We start from the raw sequence: 20,402 nt of genomic DNA on the forward strand, positions 1-20,402 counted from the left end.
GAGGCGGGAAGGGAGAAGTCCGCTCCCTCCGCGAAGCCCGACCCGAAGGTCCCGAAGCCGAAGCTCGAGCAGCCCCCCCCACGCCCTCCCTCCCGAGCCCCGCATCCAGACCGACGCCGAGCGCAAGGAGCGCGCGGCCCGGCTCTTCCGCCAGGGGATGGAGTTCTTCGAGCGGGAGAACTACGAGGGCGCCCTCCCCTTCCTGCGGGACGCCGTCCATCTCGACCCCACGCAGGGCCTCTGGAACGCCTACTTCGCCTGGACCCTCCACCTGGTGGGCCCCCCGGAGGTGGTGGGGACCCAGGTGCGCAAGATCCTGGAGCTGATGGCGGACAGCCCGGAGGGCGGAGAGCGGGCGCGCTACTTCCTCGGCCAGCTCCCCGAGGACGAGGGCGACCAGAGCCTCGACGCCTGGATGTAGTCCTACTCGTCGAGGAGGCGGGCGAGCGCCTCGCAGAGCTCCTGGGTCCGGTAGGGCTTCTGGAGGAAGTGCAGCCCCGCGGCGAGGCTGCCGTCCGAGGCCGAGATCTCCTCGGTGTAGCCGCTGGTGAAGAGGACCTTCATCTCGGGCCGGGCGGCCTGGAGCTCGCGGGCCAGCTGCGGGCCCTTGCCGTCGGGGAGGATCACGTCCGAGAGCAGGAGATCGATCGGCCCGGCGAAGGCCAGGCTGACCCGCAGCCCCTCCGCCACGCTCCCGGCCTCCAGCACCCGGTAGCCCTGCCCCTCGAGGGTGGCCACGCAGACCTTCCGCACCGCCGGCTCGTCCTCCACCACCAGGAGGGTCTCCTTCCCCCGGCGCTCGAGGGGGACCTCTCCCTCGCTGTCCTCCGCGTCCGTCTTTCCCCGATGCCGAGGCAGGTAGATCTCGAAGGTGGTCCCCGCGCCCGGCCGGCTCTCGAGCTCGATGAAGCCGCCGCTCTGGCTGACGATGCCGTGGCACATGGCCAGGCCGAGGCCGGTCCCGCCCCGCTCGCCCTTGGTGGTGTAGAAGGGCTCGAAGATGTGCTGCTGGGTGTCGAGGTCGACGCCCTCGCCCGTGTCCCGCACCACGATCTGGAGATAGGGCCCCGCGCTGCGCAGGCCGTTGCCCCAGCGGTCGAGGACCACGTTGTGAGTCTCGAAGGTGAGGGTGCCCCCGGCCGGCATGGCGTCCCGGGCGTTCACCGCCAGGTTCACCAGGAGCTGCTCGAACTGACCCGGGTCCACCAGGATGGTCCAGGCCCCCTCCTCCAGGCTGGCCTCGAGGGTGATCTGCTCCCCGAGGAGGCGGCGCAGGAGCCGCTCGATCCGGCGGATGTGGTCGTTCGGATCGATGGGCTTGGGCTCGATGATCTGCTTGCGCGCGAAGGTCAACAGCTGGCGGGTCAGGTCCGTGGCGCGAGAGCTGGCCTCCCGGATCGCCTCGAGCAGCTCGGTCGTGTCCTTCGAGGCCTCCAGGCTCATCTCGAGGAGATCGAGCGAGCCGAGGATCGCGGTCAGCATGTTGTTGAAGTCGTGAGCGACGCCGCCGGCGAGCCGGCCGATGGCCTCGAGCTTCTCCTTGTGGAGGCTCTCCTCCGCGAGGCGCTTCTGGAGGGTGATGTCCTCGTAGGTCCCGAGGACGCCGATGACCTCGCCCTCCGAGCCGCGCAGGGGCCGCTTGCTGGTCCGCAGCCAGATCGTCCGGCCGTCCGGGGTGGTCTGCGGCTCCTCGTAGCCGAGCTTCTCCACCTGCCCCCGCATGACCGCGAAGTCGTCGGCCCGGTAGAGCTCGGCCTGATCCCGCCACCCCAGCGAGAAGTCGTCGACCCCGACGACCTCCTCGGGGTGCAGCTTGCCCGCGTCCCGGGCGAAGAGCGCGTTGCAGCCCAGGTAGCGCCCCCGGAGATCCTTCCAGAAGACCCGCACCGGGATGGAGTCGAGGACCAGCTGAAGCATCCGGCCCGGATCGAGGACCGCGTCGCTCCCCGGCTCCTCCGCCTCGCCCTCGGGCTCGTCTCCGATCAGCTCGAAGAGCGCGAGGAAGACGAAGGAGGCGCCCTCCCCGGGCCCGGTCACCCGCTGCACGCGCAGCTCGTAGTGGCGATCCGATCCCGGCCGGGCCGCCACGATCCCGAGGCAGTGATCCCGCCGGGCCTCACCCGAGGCGACCCGCCGCAGCGCGGCGGTGCAGTCCTCGTCCATCAGGGAGACGAGGCGCGGGAGATCGGCTCCCTGCAGCGCCGCCCGGGGCTGCCCCAGCGCCTCGGTGAAGCGAGGGTCGGAGAAGAGGACCACCTCTCCCGCGAGGACGGCGAAGGCCAGGGCGCCGCTCTCCGAGGCCGCGCCCAGGGCGGGCAGCAACGCCTCCCGCTCGGTGTGGCGAAGGATCTGCTCCACCCGCTCGAGCTCCAGCTCGAAGATCCGGCGGTGCAGGTGCGCCTGCCAGAGGCATCTTCTCTTTTCGGCCATGACCTCGTCCCCCGGGGTCGGCCGGCTCTCGTCGGCCACTGCTAGGTTTCGACCAACCAGCGCTTCGCGTCCTCGAGGTCCTTGGCGTAGTAGTTGTCGCGGAAGATCGCGCTGGCGATGATCCTCTGCACCCCGGTGATCCCCACCAGGGCGCTGCGTCCGTTCCTGTCACTGCGGACCAGGCTGCGAGAGAAGTCCTTCGTCTCCTTGGTGAAGTAGGCGTCCCTCACGTCGGTGAGCACCCGGAGGGGCTCGTCCCCCAGCGCCTGCATCCGGCGCTTGGCCTCCTCGAGCACGGGCATCATCGCCTCGCCTCGCAGGCCGCTCAGATCGATGAAGAGGATGGACTTCCCCTCGTGTACGAGGGTGCTGACGCGCTCGCTCATGGTTCCCCTGGCTCCGGTCTCTCGGGCCTCGCCCGAGCCACAATCATACCCCTTTTCTTGCGGCCGTCGCGGGCGCTTCTCCCGGGTCTGCCGGAGGCAGGCGCGCAGCGGGAAGGAGCGCTATGCTGCCGCCTGCCATGCCCGTCCCCCTGCGAAAGCGGCTGCGCCGCGCGCTGCGCGCGCTCTTCCTCCGGCTGCTGGTGGCCCTCCTGGGCCTGCTCCCGGTGGGCCTGGCGCTCCGCGCGGGCCGCTTCCTCGGGAGGTGGGTCCACCGCCTGGCCCACCGGAGCCGGGAGCTCACGCTCACGCACCTGGGGCAGGCTTTCCCCCAGCTTTCGGAGGCGGAGCGCGAGGCCCTCTCCCGCGCCTGCTTCGAGAGCCTCGGCGAGCACCTCCTCGAGGACCTGGTCGTCCGCCGGGTGGAGCGGCGGCTGAACACCTGGGTCACCCTCGATCCGGAGAGCCAGGAGATCCTCGAGCGCGCCTACGGCTCGGGCCGGGGCGTGGTGCTCTGCACCGGCCACCTGGGCAACTGGGAGCTCGCCGCGCGCGCTCTGTGCCGCCGCGGCTTCCCGGTCACCGCGCTCGCTCGCCGCAGCCACGACGCCGGGATCGCCGCGCTGCTCGAGCGCTTCCGCCGCGAGGGCGGCGTCGAGCTGATCTACCGGGGTGAGCCCGCCAACGCCCGCAAGATCCTGGCCACGCTGCGCCGGGGCTCGGCGCTCTTCGTGCTCGTCGACCAGGACCTCGACGAGCGCAGCGTCTACGTCCCCTTCTTCGGCCGCGACGCCCGCAGCGTCCGAGGCCCGGCGGACCTCGCGCTGCGCAGCGGCGCCCACCTCCTGGTGGGCTGGATCCACCGCGAGGCCCCGGGGGAGGGCCACCGGATCTCCATCCGGGAGCTGGCCGTCGAGCCCACCGGGGATCGAGAGGCCGACGTGCTGCGGCTGACCGCCGAGATCCAGGCGACCCTGGAGGAGGCCATCCGGGCCGCGCCGGAGCAGTGGGTCTGGTTCCATCGCCGCTGGTACCGCCGGCCGGGGGAAGAAAGCACCGTCGGCGATTGACGACGGGCCGGGCGGTGCCGACGATGCCGGGGTCCCTCTCTCGAGATCCCGTCTCCTTCGATCCACGGAGCCCACCATGACCGACAAATCCGTCTCCTTCATTCGCTCTCTCTGCGCCGGCCAGATCGAAGAGGAGGTCATCTTCCCCTTCCCCAAGATGAAGGAAGAGGAGCGGGAGCTGGTCCAGGGCGTCATCGCCTCGGTCGACGACCTGCTCGGCCCCAAGGCCGAGGAGTTCGCGAAGTGGGACGTCGCGGGTGAGATGCCCGAGGAGTTCATCGAGGAGATGAAGGCCTTCGGCCTCTTCGGCCTGATCATCCCCGAGGAGCAGGGCGGCATGGGCTTCGGCAACATGGCCTACTCCCGGACCCTGCAGCAGATCTCCCATCACGACGCCTCGGTCGCCGTGACCGTGGGCGCCCACTCCTCGATCGGCATGCGAGGCCTGAAGCTCTTCGGCACCGACGAGCAGAAGGCGCGCTACTACGAGAAGCTCTGCACCGGCGAGATGATCGCGGCCTTCTGCCTCACGGAGGCCGGCGCCGGCTCGGACGCCGCCGCGGTGAAGACCACCGCCGAGGAGAAGGACGACCACTACCTCCTCAACGGCTCCAAGATCTGGATCACCAACGGCGGCTTCGCCGACTTCTTCACCGTCTTCGCCAAGACGGGTGAGAAGGACGGGCGCAGCAAGCTCTCGGCCTTCATCGTCACCCGCGACATGGAGGGCGTCTCCACCGGACCCCACGAGGACAAGATGGGCATCCGGGGCTCCTCCACCGTCACCGTCTACTTCGAGGACGTGAAGGTCCCGAAGGAGAACCTGCTGGGCGAGAAGGGCGACGGGTTCAAGGTGGCCATGGCCATCCTCAACAGCGGCCGCTCGGGGCTGGGCGGCGGCGCGGTCGGCGGCATGAAGATGCTGATCAAGAAGAGCGCGACCTACGCCATGGAGCGCAAGCAGTTCGGGGAGCCCATCGGCACCTTCGGCTCCATCAAGGAGAAGATCGCCAACATGGTTGTCGACTGCTACGCCACCGAGGCGGCCGTCACCATCGTCGCCCACCTCTCCGACGAGGAGTACGAGGACTACTCGGTCGAGGCGGCCATCACCAAGGTCTTCGCCTCCGAGGCCCTCTGGCGCGCGGCCGACGAGGCCCTGCAGATCGCCGGCGGCACCGGCTACATGAAGGAGTACCCCTACGAGCGCGTGCTCCGGGACGTCCGGATCAACCGCATCTTCGAGGGCGCCAACGAGATCCTCCACCTCTTCATCGCCCTGACGGCGCTCAACGACGTGGGCCAGGGCCTCAAGGAGATGTCCAAGAGCCTCAAGGGCATCTTCGATCACCCGATCAAGGGCTTCGGGCTGCTCCAGGAGTACGCCCGGAAGCGGGCCGGCTGGGCCACCGGCATCCAGGCCTTCGACCCGCCGAGGATGGAGCGGGTCCACGAGAGCCTGCGGGCCGAGGCCGTGCTCTTCGAGTCCCTCACCCGCGAGCTGGCCACCATGGCCGACCGCCTCCTGCGCAAGCACGGCAAGAAGATCATCGGCAAGCAGTTCGCCACCCGCCGGATGGCGAAGGTGATGATCGACCTCTTCATGCTCGCCTGCACCCTCTCCCGGGTCAGCCAGGCCATCGAGGAGAAGGGCGCCGAGAAGGCGGCCCCCGAGGTGAAGATCGCGAAGGTCTTCGCGGGCCAGGTGAAGCGGCGCTGCGTCCAGGCCTTCAACGACATCGATCGCAACACCGACGAGCTGATGAAGGAGCTCGCGGACTTCGCCTACGAGCACGAGGGTTACATCTGGGACGTGATTTGAGGCGGGCTCGCCTCGGGGGGCTCCTCGCGGTCCTCTCCCTCCTGATCACCGCCTGCGGCGGGGCGATCGTCGAGCGCGACGTCCCCTACGACGACCGCTTCGGCCAGCAGACGGTGATGAACCTCTACCTCCCGGGCGAGGGCGGCGCCGGCCGCCCGGGGGTGATGCTCATCCACGGGGGCGGCTGGCGCAACGGCGGCCGCTTCCACATGAGGGATCTGGCCCGGAGGCTGGCCCGGACGGGCTACGTCGCCGCCAACATCGAGTACCGGCTGGCGCCCGAGCACCCCTATCCGGCCGCGGCCCAGGACAGCCTCTGCGCGCTGGCCTTCTTCCGCGCCGAGGCGGGCCGCCTCGGGCTCGATCCCGATCGGGTGGCGGTCCTGGGCTACTCGGCCGGCGGCCACCTCGCCGCGCTCATCGGGGTCGCGCCCGACCTGCCGGGGATCCAGCCCGACTGCGCCGCCGGCGGCACCCCCGCGCCGGCGGCCGTCATCGGCGGCGCCGGGGTCTACGACTTCGACACGGACCTCACCCGCGACACCTTCATCGTGCCCAACTTCATGGGGGGGAGCATCGAGGAGCTGCCCGAGGCCTGGGCGGAGGCCTCGCCCATCAACCACGTCGAGGCCGGTGAGCCCCCCTTCCTGATGGTGGCCGGCACCACCGACCCCCTGCTGGGCCAGCAGCGGAGCATGCTCTCGGCGCTGCGGGCCGCGGGCAACGACGCCCGCCTCCTGGTGGTGCCGGGCAGCGGCCACAGCACCGGCCCTGGGGCGGGCTTCACCGACCGGGCCGTCGAGCAGAGCGTCGAGACCCCGGAGGCCATCCTCGCGATCTTCGACTTCCTCGCGGAGACGGTGGGCGCCCCGTGAACGCCGCCCTGCTCCTCCTGCTCCTCGGCGCCGCGGCCGGCGCCCCGACCGCCGACCCCTACGGGCCGCGGGATGCCGTCCACCTCCCGCCCCTCGCGATCCACGCCTTCGGCGGGATGCTGGAGTACGAGCGCTACGCCCTGCCCGAGCAGCACCTCTCCCTCGCGTTGCGCGCGGGCCTGCGCTCGGCCGCCCGGGAGGACTTCCGGGGCCTGGGCCTCTCGGCCGGGGCCGAGCTGCGACTCTGGCCGGCGCAGCGCCTCGTGGCCTTCAAGCCGGCACCCGAGGTCATGGCCGGCCCCTACCTCGGCCTGGCCCTCGACCTCGAGGGCAGCGGCCTGCGCGCCACGACCGGCGAGAAGGTGGGGAGCCACCTGGCCTTCGGCCTCACCGCGCTCGGCGGCTACCGTCTGCTGACCGGCTTCGGGCCGGTGGCGACGATCTTCGTGGGCGCCGTCCTCCAGCGCTCGCTGATCTTCGACGGCCGGACCGCCGGCCTGACGATCCTCCGGCCCGCCTGGGGCTTCACCCTCGGCTGGGTCTTCTGAGGACCCTGGCCAGCGCCGCCGCTGCTGGCGAGGATCCCCCTGGAGAAGCTCACCCTGGAGCTGGCCGCCGGGGGGGACTGAATCAGGCGACGCCCTCGACCGGCCGGTCGGACGCGCCGAGCAGCGCCTCGATCTCGGCCAGCATCTGCCCGAGCTTCAGGGGCTTCTGCAGCACCCGGTCCACGCCCCCGGGGCCGATGGCGGACTGGGCCAGGGGGAGATCGTTCCCGGTGAAGAGCAGCACCGGCACGTCCGCCCGGATCGCCTTGATCTTCGCGGCGAGATAGTCGCCTCGCAGCCGGGGCATCGCCAGGTCGGTGATGATCAGATCGTAGGCCTCGGGCGCGCTCTCGAAGGCCTCCAGCGCGTCGAGGCCGCTGTTGTGGACCTCCACCTCGTAGCCGGCCTCCTCGAGGGTGGCCCGGAAGACGGAGGTGATCATCTCCTCGTCGTCGACCAGGAGGATGCTCCCGCTCCCCCTCCCGAGGACCGGCTGCTCTTCGACGGCCCCCACCCCCTCGGGCTCGCAGGCGGGGAGCCAGACCTCGAAGCAAGAGCCCTCGCTCGGGGTGCTCGAGACCCTGATCGTCCCGCCCCGGCTCTCGACGATCCCGTGCACCACCGAGAGCCCGAGGCCGGTCCCCTCTCCGGCCTTCCGGGTGGTGAAGAAGGGCTCGAAGAGCCGCTGCTGGACCTCGGGGCTCATCCCGCTGCCGTTGTCGATGACCGCGAGCCGCACGTGGTCGCCGGCCGCCAGGCCGAGCCGCTCCGCGGCCGGGGCGTCGAGCGCGAGATCCTCGAGCTCCAGGATGATCCGGCCGGGGGCGATGCCGATGGCCAGGGAGGCGTTGGTGCAGAGGTTGACCACGATCCGCTCGATGTCTCCGGGCGCCACCCGGACGTGGGTGGCGGTCCGTCCCTGGAGCCGGACGTCGATGGAGGTGGGGATGGTGGCCCGCACCAGCTTGAGCGCCTCCTCGACCTGGGTCTGGACCCTCAGCGGGCCGGCCTCGTCCGGCAGCCGCCGGCTGAAGGCGAGGATCTGGCGGGTCAGGTCGGCCGCCCGCTCGGCCGCCTGCTGCACCCGCTCGAGATCCCCCACCGTCTCGGCCGGGTTGCCCTCCCGCAGGAGAGCGCGCTCCGTGTAGCCGACCACGCCGGCGAGGACGTTGTTGAAGTCGTGGGCGATGCCGCCGGCCAGGGTGCCGATCGCCTGCATCCGCTGGGACTGCTCCACCTGGCTCTCGAGCGCGACCTGCCGGGTCACGTCCCGGCGGGCGGAGACGTAGCCCCGGGTCTGTCCCTCGGGATCCCGGATCGCGGCGATGGTCGCGTCCTGGAGGATGATCCGTCCCTCCTTCGTCCGGTTGTGGAAGCGGCCGTGCCAGATCTCCCCCCGGGCCAGCGCCGCGTAGAGCTCCCGGTAGAAGGCCTCCTCGTGCAGGTCGCTCTTGAGGATCGAGGGCCGCTTCCCGACGACCTCCTCGCTCGAGTAGCCCGTCGTGGCCTCGAAGGCCGGGTTGACGTACTGGATCACGCTCTCGGCGTCGGTGATCACGATGTCCTCGACGGCCTGCTCGACGGCGGCGGCCAGGAGCGCCAGGCGGCTGGCCTGCTCCTCGCGCAGCGCGATCGCCTCCACCATGGCCTCCGTGCGCTGGCGCACCCGGCGGCGCAGCTGCTGGGCCCAGACGAGGCTGGCCAGCGCGATCATCAGCAGCGCACCGAGGCCGTAGCCCAGCAGCTCCAGCAGGCGCTGGCGGCGCCGGGCCGCCTCCTCCGGATCGGGCACGAAGCCGGCGATCCGGTCGATGTCGGCCGTGACCCCCGTGAACTGGAACTCGCTGGCCATCCGCCCCCAGCGGCCGGGGTTCATGTGGCCGATCTCGACGAGGGTCGGCATCACGGTCCGCTTCATGGCCGCGGCCTCCTCGAGCAGCGCCACGCGGGTCAGCGGCTCGGGGCGCTGGGTCGGCAGGCTCCGGATGAGCTCGGCGAGCTCCTCGGGGTGCGCCATCGCGTAGGCCCAGCCCTTCATGGAGGCGGCGCGGAACGCCTCGACCCGCTCGGGCTCGCGCTCGAGGAGGGCCTCGCTGGTGAAGAGGGTGTCGCCGTAGAAGTCCACGCCGTAGTCGACCGGATCGAGGAGGGCCACCTCGATGCCCCGGCGCTTGAGCTTCAAGGGCTCGTCGATCACGTAGGCGGTCATCGCGTCGACCCGCCCCTCGACCAGATCGTCGACCCGCCAGGTGTGTGGGAGGACCTGGACGGAAGAAGGAGAGGGCTCGGTGCTGACCGAGACTCCCTCCCGCTTGAGCATCGCCAGCAGCGGGCTCGCCCCGTGGCTCTCGTCCATCAGGGTCCGGCCCACCAGGTCGGTCGGCGTCCGGATCTCCGACTCCCGGAGCGAGAGGATGACGTAGGGCGAGTGCTGGAAGACCGCCGCGAGCGCCACGACCGGGGCGCCGGTGAGGCGGGCGTAGAGCAGATCGCCGCCGTCGTGCACCCCGAACTCGATCTCCTCCCCGGCCACCTCCTGGATCGGCCGCCGGTCCGGAGCGCCCTCGACGATCTCCACCTCCAGCCCGGCCTCCCGGTAGTAGCCCCGCTCCTTCGCCGCGTAGTAGCCGGCGAACTGGAAGGCGTGGAACCACTTCAGCTGGAGCCGGACGGGAGTGGGCGCGCCCCCGGCCCACGCGCTCGCCGGCACGGCGGCGAGCAGGGCCAGCAAGAGCAGGATCCTCACCGGGATCCTCCTGGCGCTCCTCTTCGGTTCCATCTTCATGCGTCCCGGCACCAAAACTAGAGGGAAGGACGCCCGCTGTCGAACCCCGCTACTTCTCGATCTGGGCGAGGCCCTGCTCGAGGTCCCGGATGATGTCCGCTGCGGCCTCGATGCCGATGGAGAGCCGCACCGCGTTGGGGGGGATCCCCGCCTTCTTCTTGCCCTCGGCGTCGATGGCCGCGTGGGTCATGGCCCCGGGGTGCTCGATGAGGGTGCGCAGCTGGCCGAGGGAGACCGCGAGGGTCAGGGTGTAGGCGTGCTTCGCCATCCAGTCGACGGCCTTCACCGTGTTCTTCGGATCGGCGGCGTCCTCCTCGGCGATCTCGAAGTAGATCATGTTCGAGGGCGCGAAGTTCCCGTGGGGGTCGCGCATCTGCTTCTTCGCCAGCTGGTAGTCGGGGTGGTCCTCGAGCCCCGGGTAGCGCAGGACGGTGACCCTCGGGTGGCCGCGCAGGAAGCGGGCGACCTCGAAGGCGGTCTTCATCTGCCGCTCGAGGCGCATCGGGAGGGTGGGCAGGCCGTAGACGAGGATCGGCCAGGCGCTTTTCGGCGCCAGGGCCCCCCCGAAGTCCTTGCGATAGAGGAGGAGCTGCCCCTCCAGGGCGTGCGGCGCGATCACCACCCCGCCCATGTCGGTGCCGTAGCCGCCGATGTTCTTGGTGAGGGAGTGGACGATGATGTCCGAGCCCAGCTCGATGGGGCGCTGACAGAAGGGCGTGGCGAAGGTGTTGTCGACGATGATCCAGATCCGCTCCTCTTCCGCGCGCCCGGCGTTGATCTCGTCGACCAGGGCCCGGACCGCGCCGATGTCGATCAGCTCGAGGGTGGGGTTCACCGGGGTCTCGAAGTAGACGGCCCGGGTGGTCTCGTCGATGGCGCCCCGCAGGGCCGCGGCGTCCCGCACGTCGACCAGGCGCGCCTCGATGTTCAGCTTGGGGTACCAGCCGGTGAGCAGGCTGTAGGTGCAGCCGTAGAGGGTGCGGTGGGCGACCACCGAGTTTCCGGACTGCAGCACCACCCCGAGGGCCGCGCTGATGGCGGCCATGCCGGTGGCGAAGGCGACGGCGACGTCGCCACCCTCGACGGCCGCCAGCTCGTCCTCGAGCATGCCGCGGGTCGGCTCGTCGAGGCGGTCGTAGATGTAGATCGGCTCGGCCTTGCTGCCCTCACCGCTGGCGTACTCGGCGAAGCCCTTGGCGCCCCGCTGGGTGTCGTCGAGGCGGTAGGTCACGCTCGAGGACTGGGGCGGGATGATGTGGTGCTTGAAGTCCCACTTCTCGGTGAAGTGTCGGCCGTGGATGAGGAAGGACTGGACGTCGACTCCCTCGGGGATGTCCGGAGGACCGGGGAGCGGCTTCTTGTCGGTCATGGTGTCTCCTTGGCTACCAGCTTGAAAATAGCAATCCTCATGCCATGGTTGATCAGGCGGGAGCGCACGGCTATACTCATTGGAGAATTGGACTCAAATGCATGAAATCACGGTGCTTTTCAGATACTGGCACACCTGGGCCAGATCGCCGCGGCGCCGTGGGTCCCGGCGTGCTGCTCCTCTCCGCCTGCGTTCTCTGCGCCTGTGGCGGCCCGCGACCGGCGGCGGACGCCTCCCCGCCCCCCGAGGGGATCGACCTGAAGGGGGTGGCGGCCTGGCACCACCAGGGCACCGAGCTGCGGGCCAGCGTGGTGGCCGCCGGCGCCCACTTCCCGGAGGGGCTCGCCCTCGCCGAGCTCCGCGGCGCCAAGATGCACCTGGTGAGCCCGGGGCTGACCTTCCAGGCGGCCCGGGCCCGGATCGATCTGGAGACCCTCGAGGGAGCGGGCGAGGACGAGGTCATCCTCGAGGGCCAGGGCTTCCGGGCCACCGGCGGGCGCTTCACCCTCTCGGCCCGGAGCAAGGAGCTGGTGATCTCCTCGCCGGTCCGCGTGGAGACCCCGGGCCGATGAGCCGCCTCTCGCTCCACCTGGGCCTCGCCCTCCTCCTCCTCGGCCTCGGCGCACCGGCCCGGGCCGAGGCGCCGGCCGGCCGCGCCCTGCCCGCGGTGCGGATCGTCGCCGAGACCATGAAGGTGAAGGGGGCGGAGAACCGCGCCGTCTTCACCGGCAAGCCCGGCAAGCCGATCCAGGTCACCCGCGGTGAGGATCGCCTCGACTGCGCCCGCCTGGTGGTCTCCTACGACGCGAGCGGCGCGGTGGAGACCTTCGTCGCCGAGGGCAGCGTCCACATGGTGCGCAAGGCGCGGCACCTTCGCTCCGAGCGGGCCGAGCTCGACAACCGCAAGAACCTCCTGACCCTCACCGGCGATCCCGTCATGGAGGAGGGCAAGAACCTCGTCCGCGGCGAGGTGATGCGCTACGACCTCGAGCGGGACGAGGTCGAGGTGCAGCAGGTCGAGGCCCGGGTCGAGCTCGAGCGGGTCGCGCCGGCAGAAGGGGGCAAGCGGCCGTGAGCGACGTGGTCCTCCAGGCCGTGGGCGTCACCAAGTCCTACCGCCGGCGCAAGGTCGTCGACGGGGTGAGCTTCGAGGTGCACGCCGGCGAGGTCTTCGGCCTGCTCGGGCCCAACGGCGCGGGCAAGACCACGACCTTCAACATGATCGTCGGGCGCGTGCGCCCGGAGAGCGGAGAGGTCTACCTCGGCAAGGAGGCCATCACCCGGCTGCCGATGTACCGGAGGGCCCGCAAGGGCCTGGGCTACCTGCCGCAGGAGGCGTCGATCTTCCGGCGGCTCACCGTGAGGGAGAACTTCCTGGCCATCCTCGAGGCCAGCAGGGTCCCCCGGCCCGAGCGCGAGGCGCGGGTCGAGTCCCTCCTCGAGGACTTCGATCTCTCCCGCATCGCCGACAGCCTGGGCGGGACCCTCTCCGGAGGAGAGCGGCGGCGGGTGGAGGTCGCCCGCTGCCTGATCCCCAATCCCTCGGTGGTGCTCTTCGACGAGCCCTTCGCCGGGGTGGACCCGATCGCCGTGGGCGAGCTGCAGACCTTGATCCGCAGCCTGGAGGCCCGCGGCATCGCCGTCATCATCACCGATCACAATGTCCGCGAGACCCTCGGGATCTGCGACCGGGCCGCCGTCCTGGCCAACGGGAAGCTGCTCGCCGTGGGATCACCCGAGGAGATAGCTGGTAATCCGAGTGCGAGGGCGGTGTATCTTGGGGACGCCTTCTCGCTCGATGGAGCCCGGGACCGCCTGGCCTCCTGAACACCCCTTCCGAGAGTCAGGAACGACGAGACCCATGGGTTTGGAGCTGAAACAATCGCTGAGGATGTCGCAGCAGCTGGTCATGACGCCCCAGCTGCAGCAGGCGATCAAGCTCTTGCAGCTCTCCCGCATGGAGCTGGTCGACCTCGTGAGGGAAGAGATGATGGAGAACCCCCTCCTCGAGGAGGGGCAGGACGACGACGGACCGCGCGAGCGCTCCGCCGACGCCCCGGAGCGGAAGCAGCGCGACGAGGACGTCGAGAACCCCCGGGAGACCGTGCCCGAGAACGACCCCAAGGCCGAGAAGGCCTCCGAGGACATCGACTGGGAGAGCTACCTCGAGAACTACCAGCAGTTCGGCTCCACCGCGGGCCCCGGCGTGCGCCCCAACGAGGACCTGCCCGGCGTCGAGCAGACCCTCAGCCAGAGCGACACCCTCTTCGACCACCTGGTCTGGCAGATGCGCCTCTCCAACTTCACCGAGGAGGAGGAGCGCGCGGCCCTCTTCATCATCGGCAGCCTCTCCGACGACGGCTACTTCCGCCTCCCCGACGACGACGGTGACCCCCTCATCCGCTGCGCCCACGAGGCCGAGGTCAGCCTCACGGTGGCCGAGCGGGCCCTGCGCAAGGTGCAGAACTTCGATCCCCTGGGGGTCGCCGCCCGCGACCTGCGCGAGTGCCTGATGATCCAGGCCCGGGCCATGGGCGAGGACGACACCCTGGTCGGCGAGATCATCCAGCACCACCTCAAGGAGGTGGAGGCCCACAACATCCCGGCCATCGCCAAGACCCTCAAGGTCAGCATCCCGGCGGTGGCCGAGGCGGTGAAGATCATCACCGACATGGAGCCTCGGCCGGGGCGCCAGTACACCGGGAGCGAGCCGGTCTACATCACGCCCGACGTCTACGTGCACAAGATCAGCGGCAAGTACGTGACCGTCATCAACGACGACGGCCTCTCCAAGCTGAAGGTCTCCGCGGCCTACCGGCGCACCCTGAAGAGCGGGGAGGCCGGCGCCGCCAAGGAGTACATCCAGGAGAAGCTGCGCTCGGCCCAGTGGCTGATCCGCTCCATCCACCAGCGGCAGCGGACCATCTACAAGGTCACCGAGTCGATCGTGAAGTTCCAGCAGGAGTTCTTCGACCAGGGCATCGGCTACCTCAAGCCGCTGATCCTGCGGGACGTCGCCGAGGACATCGGCATGCACGAGTCGACGGTCTCCCGGGTGACCACCAACAAGTACGTCCACACGCCCCAGGGCATCTACGAGCTGAAGTTCTTCTTCAACTCGGCCATCACCCGGACCGGTGGCGAGGATCTGGCCAGCGAGGCCGTGAAGTCGAAGATCAAGAAGATCGTCGCCGGAGAGGACCTCAAGAAGCCCCTCTCGGACCAGAGGATCGTCGCGATCCTCGAGGAGCAGGGCATCGAGATCGCGCGCCGGACGGTGGCGAAGTACCGCGACCAGCTCGGCATCCTCCCCTCCTCCAAACGGCGCCGGCTCTACTAGCGCCGCACGCGCTCCCTTCCTCTCACCCCCGGGCCCTCGACCGAACGGCCCCTACCTCCTGAAATGGCTGATTCCGGCTCCATTCGACTCGCTGATCTCCTCGACCGGGGAGCCCTCCTTCCCGATCTCCAGGCCGGCGCCAAGGACGCGGTCCTCCGCCAGATCGTCGCGGCCCTCGCCGAGAAGCACGCCGACCTCGACGGCGAGGCGGCCCTGCAGAGCCTGCTCGAGCGCGAGCAGCTCGGCAGCACCGGCGTCGGCGAGGGGGTGGCCATCCCCCACGCGAAGATCGACGTGCCCGAGGTCCTCGCGGCGCTGGCCCGCTGCCCCGAGGGCGTCGACTTCGAGGCGGTGGACGGTGAGCGGGTGAAGCTCTTCTTCGTCCTCCTCACCCCCCGCGGCGAGCCGGCCCTCCACCTGAAGGCCCTGGCCCGGGTCTCGCGCATCCTCGGCGGCGCCGAGCTGCGCGCCGAGCTGCTCGGCTGCGAGACCGGTGAGGCCCTCCACCAGGCCGTGAGAGCCCTGGAGCAGAGGCTCTAGCGCATGTCCTCGGTGCCCATCTCCCAGCTGCTCAAGGAGGCCAGCGATCTGCGCCTCGAGCCGCTGGCTGGAGGAGAGAGGGGCACCGCGCGGCGCATCGCCTCCACCCGGATCCAGAAGCCCGGGCTGGCCCTGGTGGGCCACGACGTGGGCCTGCACAGTGAGCGGCTGGCCGTCTTCGGTAACACCGAGATGTCCTTCGTGCGCAGCCTGGACCACGAGGGCCTGGAGCGCGCCGCCGAGACCCTCTTCGGCCGGGGCGTGGCCGCCCTGGTGATCACCAAGAGCTTCGATCCGCCGCCCGTCTTCGTGAAGGCCGCCAACGACGCCGGGATCTGCATCCTGGGGACCCCGCTCCTCTCGGGCGCCTTCATCACCCGGGTGACCGCCTTCCTCGAGGACGCCCTCGCCCCCTCGACCAGCCTCCACGGGGTGCTCATCGACGTGCTGGGGGTGGGGGTGCTCATCCTGGGGAAGAGCGGCATCGGCAAGAGCGAGGCGGCCCTCGACCTCGTCCGCCGCGGCCACCGGCTCGTGGCCGATGACATCGTCGACATCAAGCGCCTGCGGCGGCTGCTCTTCGGTCAGGGCTCCGAGCTGATCCGCCACCACATGGAGATCCGGGGCATCGGGATCATCAACATCAAGGACCTCTTCGGCGTCGGCGCGGTGCGCGAGCGCAAGAAGATCGAGATGGTGATCGAGCTCGTCGACTGGGATCCCCACGTGCAGTACGACCGCCTGGGCGTCGAGGACCACACCTTCGAGATCCTCGACATCACGGTGCCCGAGCTCACCATCCCCGTGCGGCCCGGCCGGAACATCACGACCCTGATCGAGGTCGCCGCCCGCAACCACCTCCTCAAGCTGCAGGGCCACCACTCGGCGCTGGAGTTCCAGGAGCAGCTCAACCGCGCCATCGCCGAGGCCGGCTTCGCCCAGGCCATCACCGCGGACGAGGTCGAGTGATGGGCGCCAACCTCGCCCAGATCGTCATCGTCACCGGCCTCTCGGGGTCGGGGAAGTCCACGGCCCTGCGGGCCCTGGAGGACCTCGGCTTCTTCTGCATCGACAACCTCCCCATCGTCCTCTTGCCCCGCCTCCTCGAGCTGGGCAGCCACACCTCCGAGACGGTGCAGTCCCTGGGGCTGGTGGTCGACGCCCGGGAGACCGAGTTCCTCCCCGACGCCCCGGAGATCGTGCGGGAGGCCCGCCACCAGGGCCACGAGGTCGAGGTCCTCTTCCTCGACGCCACCGATCCGGTCCTGCTGCGCCGCTTCTCCGAGACCCGCCGCCGTCACCCGCTGGCCACCGCCGGCTCGGTCGAGGCCGGCATCGCCGCCGAGCGCGAGGCCCTCGAGGCCCTCCGGCAGCTGGCCGACGAGGTGATCGACACCAGCGGCCTCTCGGTGCACGAGCTCGGCCGCATCATCCAGGACCGCCACGGCAGCTCCGAGGCCCACGAGGGCCCCCGGGTCACGGTGCTCTCCTTCGGCTTCAAGCACGGCCTGCCCCCCCAGGCCGACCTGGTCTTCGACTGCCGCTTCCTGCCCAACCCCTACTTCGTGGACGAGCTGCGCCCCAAGTCCGGCCAGGACCCGGAGGTGGCGGACTACGTCTTCGACAAGGCCGAGGCCGGCGAGCTCCTCGAGCGCCTCGACGCGCTGCTGGGCTGGCTGCTTCCTTTCTTCCAGAACGAGCGCAAGCGCTACCTGACCGTGGCCATCGGCTGCACCGGCGGGCAGCACCGCTCGGTGGCCATGGCCGAGCGGCTGGCCCAGCGGCTGGCGGCTCGCCAGCTTCCCATCACCCTGCGACACCGGGACATGAAAGCGACACCATGATGGCAAAGGGTACCTTCGACGTGATCAACAAGCTCGGGCTGCACGCCCGGGCTGCGGCCACCCTGGTCAAGGAGACCAACCGCTTCGAGAGCGAGGTCTTCCTGATCCGGGATGGCAACGAGGTCAACGGAAAGAGCATCATGGGGGTGCTCACCCTGGCCGCAGCCCAGGGCACCTCGGTGGAGGTCCGCTGCGAGGGCTCCGATGCCCAGGCCGCCCTCTCGGCCATCGAGGCCGTCTTCCGCAGCGGCTTCGGCGAAGACTAGGAGACGAAGACGAGAACATGTCGGCCGGGGACTACGAGGATCGGGAGCTGTTCGAGAGCGACGGCGTCCACGATCGCCACTATCAGGGCGTGGGCGCCGCCGCGGGCATCGCGGTCGGCCGGGCCTTCATCGTCGATCGCCGCCGCGTCCGCACCCCGAAGTACCACCTCGAGCCCGACGCGATCGAGGGAGAGATCCTGCGCCTCGAGACCGCGCTGAAGCTCTCCGAGCACCAGCTCGATCACATCTACGAGAAGCTCAAGGCCGACGGCGCCGCGGGCGAGGAGCACCTGCTGATCCTCGAGGCCCACCGGCTGATGCTCCGCGACGAGATGCTGGTCACCACGGTGCGGCACCTCATCCACGAGGACGCCATCAACGCCGAGTGGGCCATCCGGCGCACGGTGCGGAAGATCAAGAAGATCTTCGACGACATCGACCACGAGTACTTCCGCGAGCGGCGGGGTGACGTCGACTTCGTCGGCGACCGCATCGTCCGGAACCTGATGGGGCAGGTGGTCGACGTCGACGAGGCCCCCCCCGAGGACGCGGTGGTCGTCGCCCACGACCTCTCACCGGCCGACACCGTCGTCCTCGGCCGCTTCCCCATCCAGGGGATCGTGACCGACGTCGGCACGGCCACCAGCCACAGCGCGATCGTCGCCCGGGCCCTGGGCATCCCGGCGGTGGTGGGCTGCGGCGACATCACCGAGCGCGCCGGCCAGGGCGACGTCGTGGTCGTCGACGGCACCCACGGGGTGGCGATCGTCACCCCGACCCCCGACGAGATCGACAGCTACCGGCGGGCGCGCAACCAGCACCTGGCGCAGGAGAAGGCGCTGCTCGCCAACCGGGACCTCCCGGCCGAGACCACCGACGGCCACCGGGTCCACCTCTACGGCAACATCGAGTTCACCGCCGAGGTGCCGGTGGTCTGCGATCACGGTGGCGAGGGCATCGGCCTCTACCGCACCGAGTTCCTCTACCTCGGCCGGCGCGATCTGCCCTCCGAGGAGGAGCACTACCGGGCCTACGCCGAGATCCTCACCGCCCTCTCGCCAAGGCCCGTGACCATCCGGACCTTCGATCTGGGCGGCGACAAGGTGCCCTACACCGGCCGCCGCCAGGAGCCGAACCCCGCCATGGGCCTGCGGGCGCTGCGCCTCTGCCTCAAGGAGCCGGAGATCCTGCACACCCAGCTCCGGGCGATGCTCCGGGCCAGCGTGCACGGCAACCTCTCGATCATGTTCCCGATGGTCAGCGGCCTCTCGGAGCTGCGCTGGGCGCTCGCCCTGGTCGACCAGTTCCGGGCCGAGCTCCAGGAGGAGGGCCAGGAGGTCTCCCCCGCGGTGAAGGTCGGCTCGATGATCGAGCTGCCCTCGGCGGTGGCGGTGGCCGACCAGCTGGCCCGGGAGTGCGACTTCTTCTCCATCGGCACCAACGACCTCATCCAGTACTCCCTGGGCATCGACCGGCAGAACCGGGACGTCGCCTACCTCTACCGGCCCCTCCACCTGGCCGTGCTCAGGATGATCAAGCAGGTGGTGGACGCCGGCAAGGACGCCGGCATCCCGGTGGCGATCTGCGGCGAGATGGCCGGTGAGCCCGCCCTGACCCCGATCCTGCTGGGCCTGGGGGTCGACCGCCTCTCCATGACCGCCGCCACCATCCCCCTGGTGAAGCACGTGGTCCGCTCGGTCTCCCTCTCCGAGTGCAAGGAGCTGGTGGAGCAGGCCTGCGCCCTGGGCACGGTCGACGAGATCGAGCGCTTCGTCCGGGACGAGGTCCAGGCCCGCTTCCCGGATCTGCTGACCTGAGCGCCGTCCCGGGCCCAGCGCCCGGCGGCTTGACCGCTCAGCCTCGGGGCCGTACTTTGCGCCCTCTTAAAGTCCCTGTTTTCCCTGATCCCGTGGGGGTATGCCCGCAATGCCTGCCAAGAGCTTCCTGTTCACTTCCGAGTCGGTCACCGGGGGTCACCCCGACAAGATGGCCGACCAGATCTCCGATGCCGTTCTCGACGCCGCCCTGAAGGACGACCCCAAGAGCCGCGTCGCCTGTGAGGCCCTCCTGAAGACCGGCTTCGTCGCCCTGGCCGGTGAGATCACCACCCGCGCGACCATCGACTACCCGGCCATCGTGCGCCGGGTCGTCACCGAGATCGGCTACACCGACAGCGCCATGGGCTTCGACGCCGCCACCTGCGCGGTGCTCTGCGCCGTCGAGGGTCAGAGCCCCGACATCGCCATGGGCGTCGACGAGGGCGCGGGCGACCACGAGGAGCAGGGCGCCGGCGACCAGGGCATGATGTTCGGCTACGCCTGCGACGAGACCGACGTGCTGATGCCGGCGCCGATCCACTACGCCCACCAGCTCTCCACCCAGCTCACCAAGGTGCGCGCCGAGGGGACGCTCCCCTACCTGCGCCCCGACGGGAAGAGCCAGGTCACCGTCCGCTATGAAGACGGCAAGCCCGTCGCCATCGACGCGGTCGTCATCTCCTCCCAGCACGCGGAGATGGACATGGCGAAGCTTCGCAAGGAGATCCGCGAGTCGGTCATCGACCCGATCCTCCCCGCGGAGCTGATGCACGACGGCACCGCCGTCCACATCAACCCCACCGGCCGCTTCGTGGTCGGCGGCCCCATGGGCGACGCAGGCCTCACCGGCCGGAAGATCATCGTCGACACCTACGGCGGCATGGGCCGGCACGGCGGCGGCGCCTTCTCGGGCAAGGACCCCTCGAAGGTCGACCGCTCGGCCGCCTACATGTCCCGCTACGTGGCCAAGAACGTCGTCGCGGCGGGCCTGGCCCGGCGCTGCGAGGTCCAGCTGGCCTACGCCATCGGCGTCGCCGAGCCCGTCTCGGTGATGGTCGACACCTTCGGCACCGGCTCCATCGACGACGCCCGGATCGCCGAGCTCGTCCGGAAGCACTTCGGCCTGAAGCCCCGGGACATCGTCGAGGGCCTCGACCTGCTGCGGCCGATCTACCAGATCACCGCCACCGGCGGTCACTTCGGGCGCACCGAGGAGAGCTTCACCTGGGAGCGCACCGACAAGGCCAGCGCCCTCGCCGCCGACGCCGGCGTGAAGAAGGCGTCCTGACCCTCGGGTCGAGCACCAGACGGAC

The 20,402-nt window shown here is 70.3% G+C and carries 19 protein-coding genes; 15 read left to right on the top strand and 4 right to left on the bottom strand.

Annotated elements, in window-relative coordinates:
* Positions 1-157: 157 nt before the first annotated feature.
* Entirely contained in the window at positions 158-421 is a 264-nt protein-coding gene (locus tag P1V51_01065) for a hypothetical protein (protein MDF1561597.1), read from the top strand.
* Between the two features lie 2 nt (positions 422-423).
* On the opposite strand, the gene P1V51_01070 is transcribed toward P1V51_01065, so the two are convergent.
* A complete protein-coding gene (locus P1V51_01070; GenBank protein MDF1561598.1) occupies positions 424-2,430 on the bottom strand; it encodes an ATP-binding protein in 2,007 nt (668 codons plus the stop codon).
* 41 nt (positions 2,431-2,471) lie between these two features.
* On the bottom strand, positions 2,472-2,816 hold the full coding sequence (locus P1V51_01075) for a hypothetical protein (GenBank protein MDF1561599.1): 345 nt from the start codon (positions 2,814-2,816) through the stop codon (positions 2,472-2,474).
* 137 nt (positions 2,817-2,953) lie between these two features.
* Here P1V51_01075 and P1V51_01080 point away from each other — a divergent pair, with 137 nt between their 5' ends.
* From P1V51_01080 to P1V51_01095, 4 genes are all read left to right on the top strand, one after another.
* Entirely contained in the window at positions 2,954-3,883 is a 930-nt protein-coding gene (locus P1V51_01080; GenBank protein MDF1561600.1) for a lysophospholipid acyltransferase family protein, read from the top strand.
* Between the two features lie 76 nt (positions 3,884-3,959).
* Entirely contained in the window at positions 3,960-5,705 is a 1,746-nt protein-coding gene (locus P1V51_01085; protein MDF1561601.1) for an acyl-CoA dehydrogenase family protein, read from the top strand.
* Positions 5,702-6,580, top strand: a complete 879-nt coding sequence (locus tag P1V51_01090; GenBank protein MDF1561602.1) for an alpha/beta hydrolase — start codon at positions 5,702-5,704, stop codon at positions 6,578-6,580. Before P1V51_01085 ends, P1V51_01090 begins: the two co-directional genes overlap by 4 nt.
* Complete coding sequence (locus P1V51_01095) at positions 6,577-7,128, top strand: hypothetical protein (GenBank protein ID MDF1561603.1); 552 nt, start codon at positions 6,577-6,579, stop codon at positions 7,126-7,128. Before P1V51_01090 ends, P1V51_01095 begins: the two co-directional genes overlap by 4 nt.
* A gap of 82 nt (positions 7,129-7,210) precedes the next feature.
* On the opposite strand, the gene P1V51_01100 is transcribed toward P1V51_01095, so the two are convergent.
* The gene (locus P1V51_01100) at positions 7,211-9,874 is read right to left on the bottom strand and encodes an ABC transporter substrate-binding protein (protein MDF1561604.1); all 2,664 of its coding nucleotides are present in this window, start codon (positions 9,872-9,874) and stop codon (positions 7,211-7,213) included.
* A gap of 88 nt (positions 9,875-9,962) precedes the next feature.
* On the bottom strand, positions 9,963-11,282 hold the full coding sequence (locus P1V51_01105) for a PLP-dependent transferase (protein ID MDF1561605.1): 1,320 nt from the start codon (positions 11,280-11,282) through the stop codon (positions 9,963-9,965).
* 170 nt (positions 11,283-11,452) lie between these two features.
* Here P1V51_01105 and P1V51_01110 point away from each other — a divergent pair, with 170 nt between their 5' ends.
* The 10 genes from P1V51_01110 to metK all read left to right on the top strand — a co-directional run bounded on the left by P1V51_01110 (position 11,453) and on the right by metK (position 20,377).
* Positions 11,453-11,854 carry a hypothetical protein gene (locus P1V51_01110; GenBank protein ID MDF1561606.1) on the top strand — a complete coding sequence of 134 codons (402 nt, stop codon included), beginning with the start codon at positions 11,453-11,455 and terminating at the stop codon, positions 11,852-11,854.
* Positions 11,851-12,357: an LptA/OstA family protein gene (locus tag P1V51_01115; GenBank protein ID MDF1561607.1), complete on the top strand. Its 507-nt coding sequence runs from the start codon at positions 11,851-11,853 to the stop codon at positions 12,355-12,357. Before P1V51_01110 ends, P1V51_01115 begins: the two co-directional genes overlap by 4 nt.
* Positions 12,354-13,109: an LPS export ABC transporter ATP-binding protein gene (gene lptB / locus P1V51_01120; protein MDF1561608.1), complete on the top strand. Its 756-nt coding sequence runs from the start codon at positions 12,354-12,356 to the stop codon at positions 13,107-13,109. Before P1V51_01115 ends, lptB begins: the two co-directional genes overlap by 4 nt.
* A 34-nt stretch (positions 13,110-13,143) precedes the next feature.
* Complete coding sequence (rpoN, locus tag P1V51_01125) at positions 13,144-14,622, top strand: RNA polymerase factor sigma-54 (GenBank protein MDF1561609.1); 1,479 nt, start codon at positions 13,144-13,146, stop codon at positions 14,620-14,622.
* 63 nt (positions 14,623-14,685) lie between these two features.
* On the top strand, positions 14,686-15,162 hold the full coding sequence (locus tag P1V51_01130; GenBank protein ID MDF1561610.1) for a PTS sugar transporter subunit IIA: 477 nt from the start codon (positions 14,686-14,688) through the stop codon (positions 15,160-15,162).
* A 3-nt stretch (positions 15,163-15,165) separates the two neighbouring features.
* Positions 15,166-16,131, top strand: a complete 966-nt coding sequence (hprK, locus tag P1V51_01135; GenBank protein MDF1561611.1) for an HPr(Ser) kinase/phosphatase — start codon at positions 15,166-15,168, stop codon at positions 16,129-16,131.
* On the top strand, positions 16,131-17,006 hold the full coding sequence (gene rapZ / locus P1V51_01140; GenBank protein MDF1561612.1) for an RNase adapter RapZ: 876 nt from the start codon (positions 16,131-16,133) through the stop codon (positions 17,004-17,006). Before hprK ends, rapZ begins: the two co-directional genes overlap by 1 nt.
* Entirely contained in the window at positions 17,006-17,272 is a 267-nt protein-coding gene (locus P1V51_01145; GenBank protein ID MDF1561613.1) for an HPr family phosphocarrier protein, read from the top strand. Before rapZ ends, P1V51_01145 begins: the two co-directional genes overlap by 1 nt.
* A 17-nt stretch (positions 17,273-17,289) precedes the next feature.
* Positions 17,290-19,089 carry a phosphoenolpyruvate--protein phosphotransferase gene (gene ptsP, locus P1V51_01150; protein ID MDF1561614.1) on the top strand — a complete coding sequence of 600 codons (1,800 nt, stop codon included), beginning with the start codon at positions 17,290-17,292 and terminating at the stop codon, positions 19,087-19,089.
* Positions 19,090-19,198: 109 nt separating this feature from the next.
* Entirely contained in the window at positions 19,199-20,377 is a 1,179-nt protein-coding gene (gene metK / locus P1V51_01155) for a methionine adenosyltransferase (protein MDF1561615.1), read from the top strand.
* Positions 20,378-20,402: the final 25 nt, after the last annotated feature.

This window comes from Deltaproteobacteria bacterium, from assembly GCA_029210625.1.
Lineage (GTDB): Bacteria > Myxococcota > Myxococcia > SLRQ01 > SLRQ01 > JARGFU01.

Bases quoted from the DNA above. Each gene is read 5' to 3' on its own strand.
- P1V51_01115 (MDF1561607.1), top strand. From the start codon at position 11,851: ATGAGCCGCCTCTCGCTCCACCTGGGCCTCGCCCTCCTCCTCCTCGGC.
- P1V51_01080 (MDF1561600.1), top strand. From the start codon at position 2,954: ATGCCCGTCCCCCTGCGAAAGCGGCTGCGCCGCGCGCTGCGCGCGCTC.
- rpoN (MDF1561609.1), top strand. From the start codon at position 13,144: ATGGGTTTGGAGCTGAAACAATCGCTGAGGATGTCGCAGCAGCTGGTC.
- P1V51_01070 (MDF1561598.1), bottom strand. From the start codon at position 2,430: ATGGCCGAAAAGAGAAGATGCCTCTGGCAGGCGCACCTGCACCGCCGG.
- P1V51_01085 (MDF1561601.1), top strand. From the start codon at position 3,960: ATGACCGACAAATCCGTCTCCTTCATTCGCTCTCTCTGCGCCGGCCAG.
- P1V51_01065 (MDF1561597.1), top strand. From the start codon at position 158: ATGGAGTTCTTCGAGCGGGAGAACTACGAGGGCGCCCTCCCCTTCCTG.
- ptsP (MDF1561614.1), top strand. From the start codon at position 17,290: ATGTCGGCCGGGGACTACGAGGATCGGGAGCTGTTCGAGAGCGACGGC.
- P1V51_01130 (MDF1561610.1), top strand. From the start codon at position 14,686: ATGGCTGATTCCGGCTCCATTCGACTCGCTGATCTCCTCGACCGGGGA.
- P1V51_01145 (MDF1561613.1), top strand. From the start codon at position 17,006: ATGGCAAAGGGTACCTTCGACGTGATCAACAAGCTCGGGCTGCACGCC.
- rapZ (MDF1561612.1), top strand. From the start codon at position 16,131: ATGGGCGCCAACCTCGCCCAGATCGTCATCGTCACCGGCCTCTCGGGG.
- metK (MDF1561615.1), top strand. From the start codon at position 19,199: ATGCCTGCCAAGAGCTTCCTGTTCACTTCCGAGTCGGTCACCGGGGGT.
- P1V51_01105 (MDF1561605.1), bottom strand. From the start codon at position 11,282: ATGACCGACAAGAAGCCGCTCCCCGGTCCTCCGGACATCCCCGAGGGA.
- P1V51_01075 (MDF1561599.1), bottom strand. From the start codon at position 2,816: ATGAGCGAGCGCGTCAGCACCCTCGTACACGAGGGGAAGTCCATCCTC.
- hprK (MDF1561611.1), top strand. From the start codon at position 15,166: ATGTCCTCGGTGCCCATCTCCCAGCTGCTCAAGGAGGCCAGCGATCTG.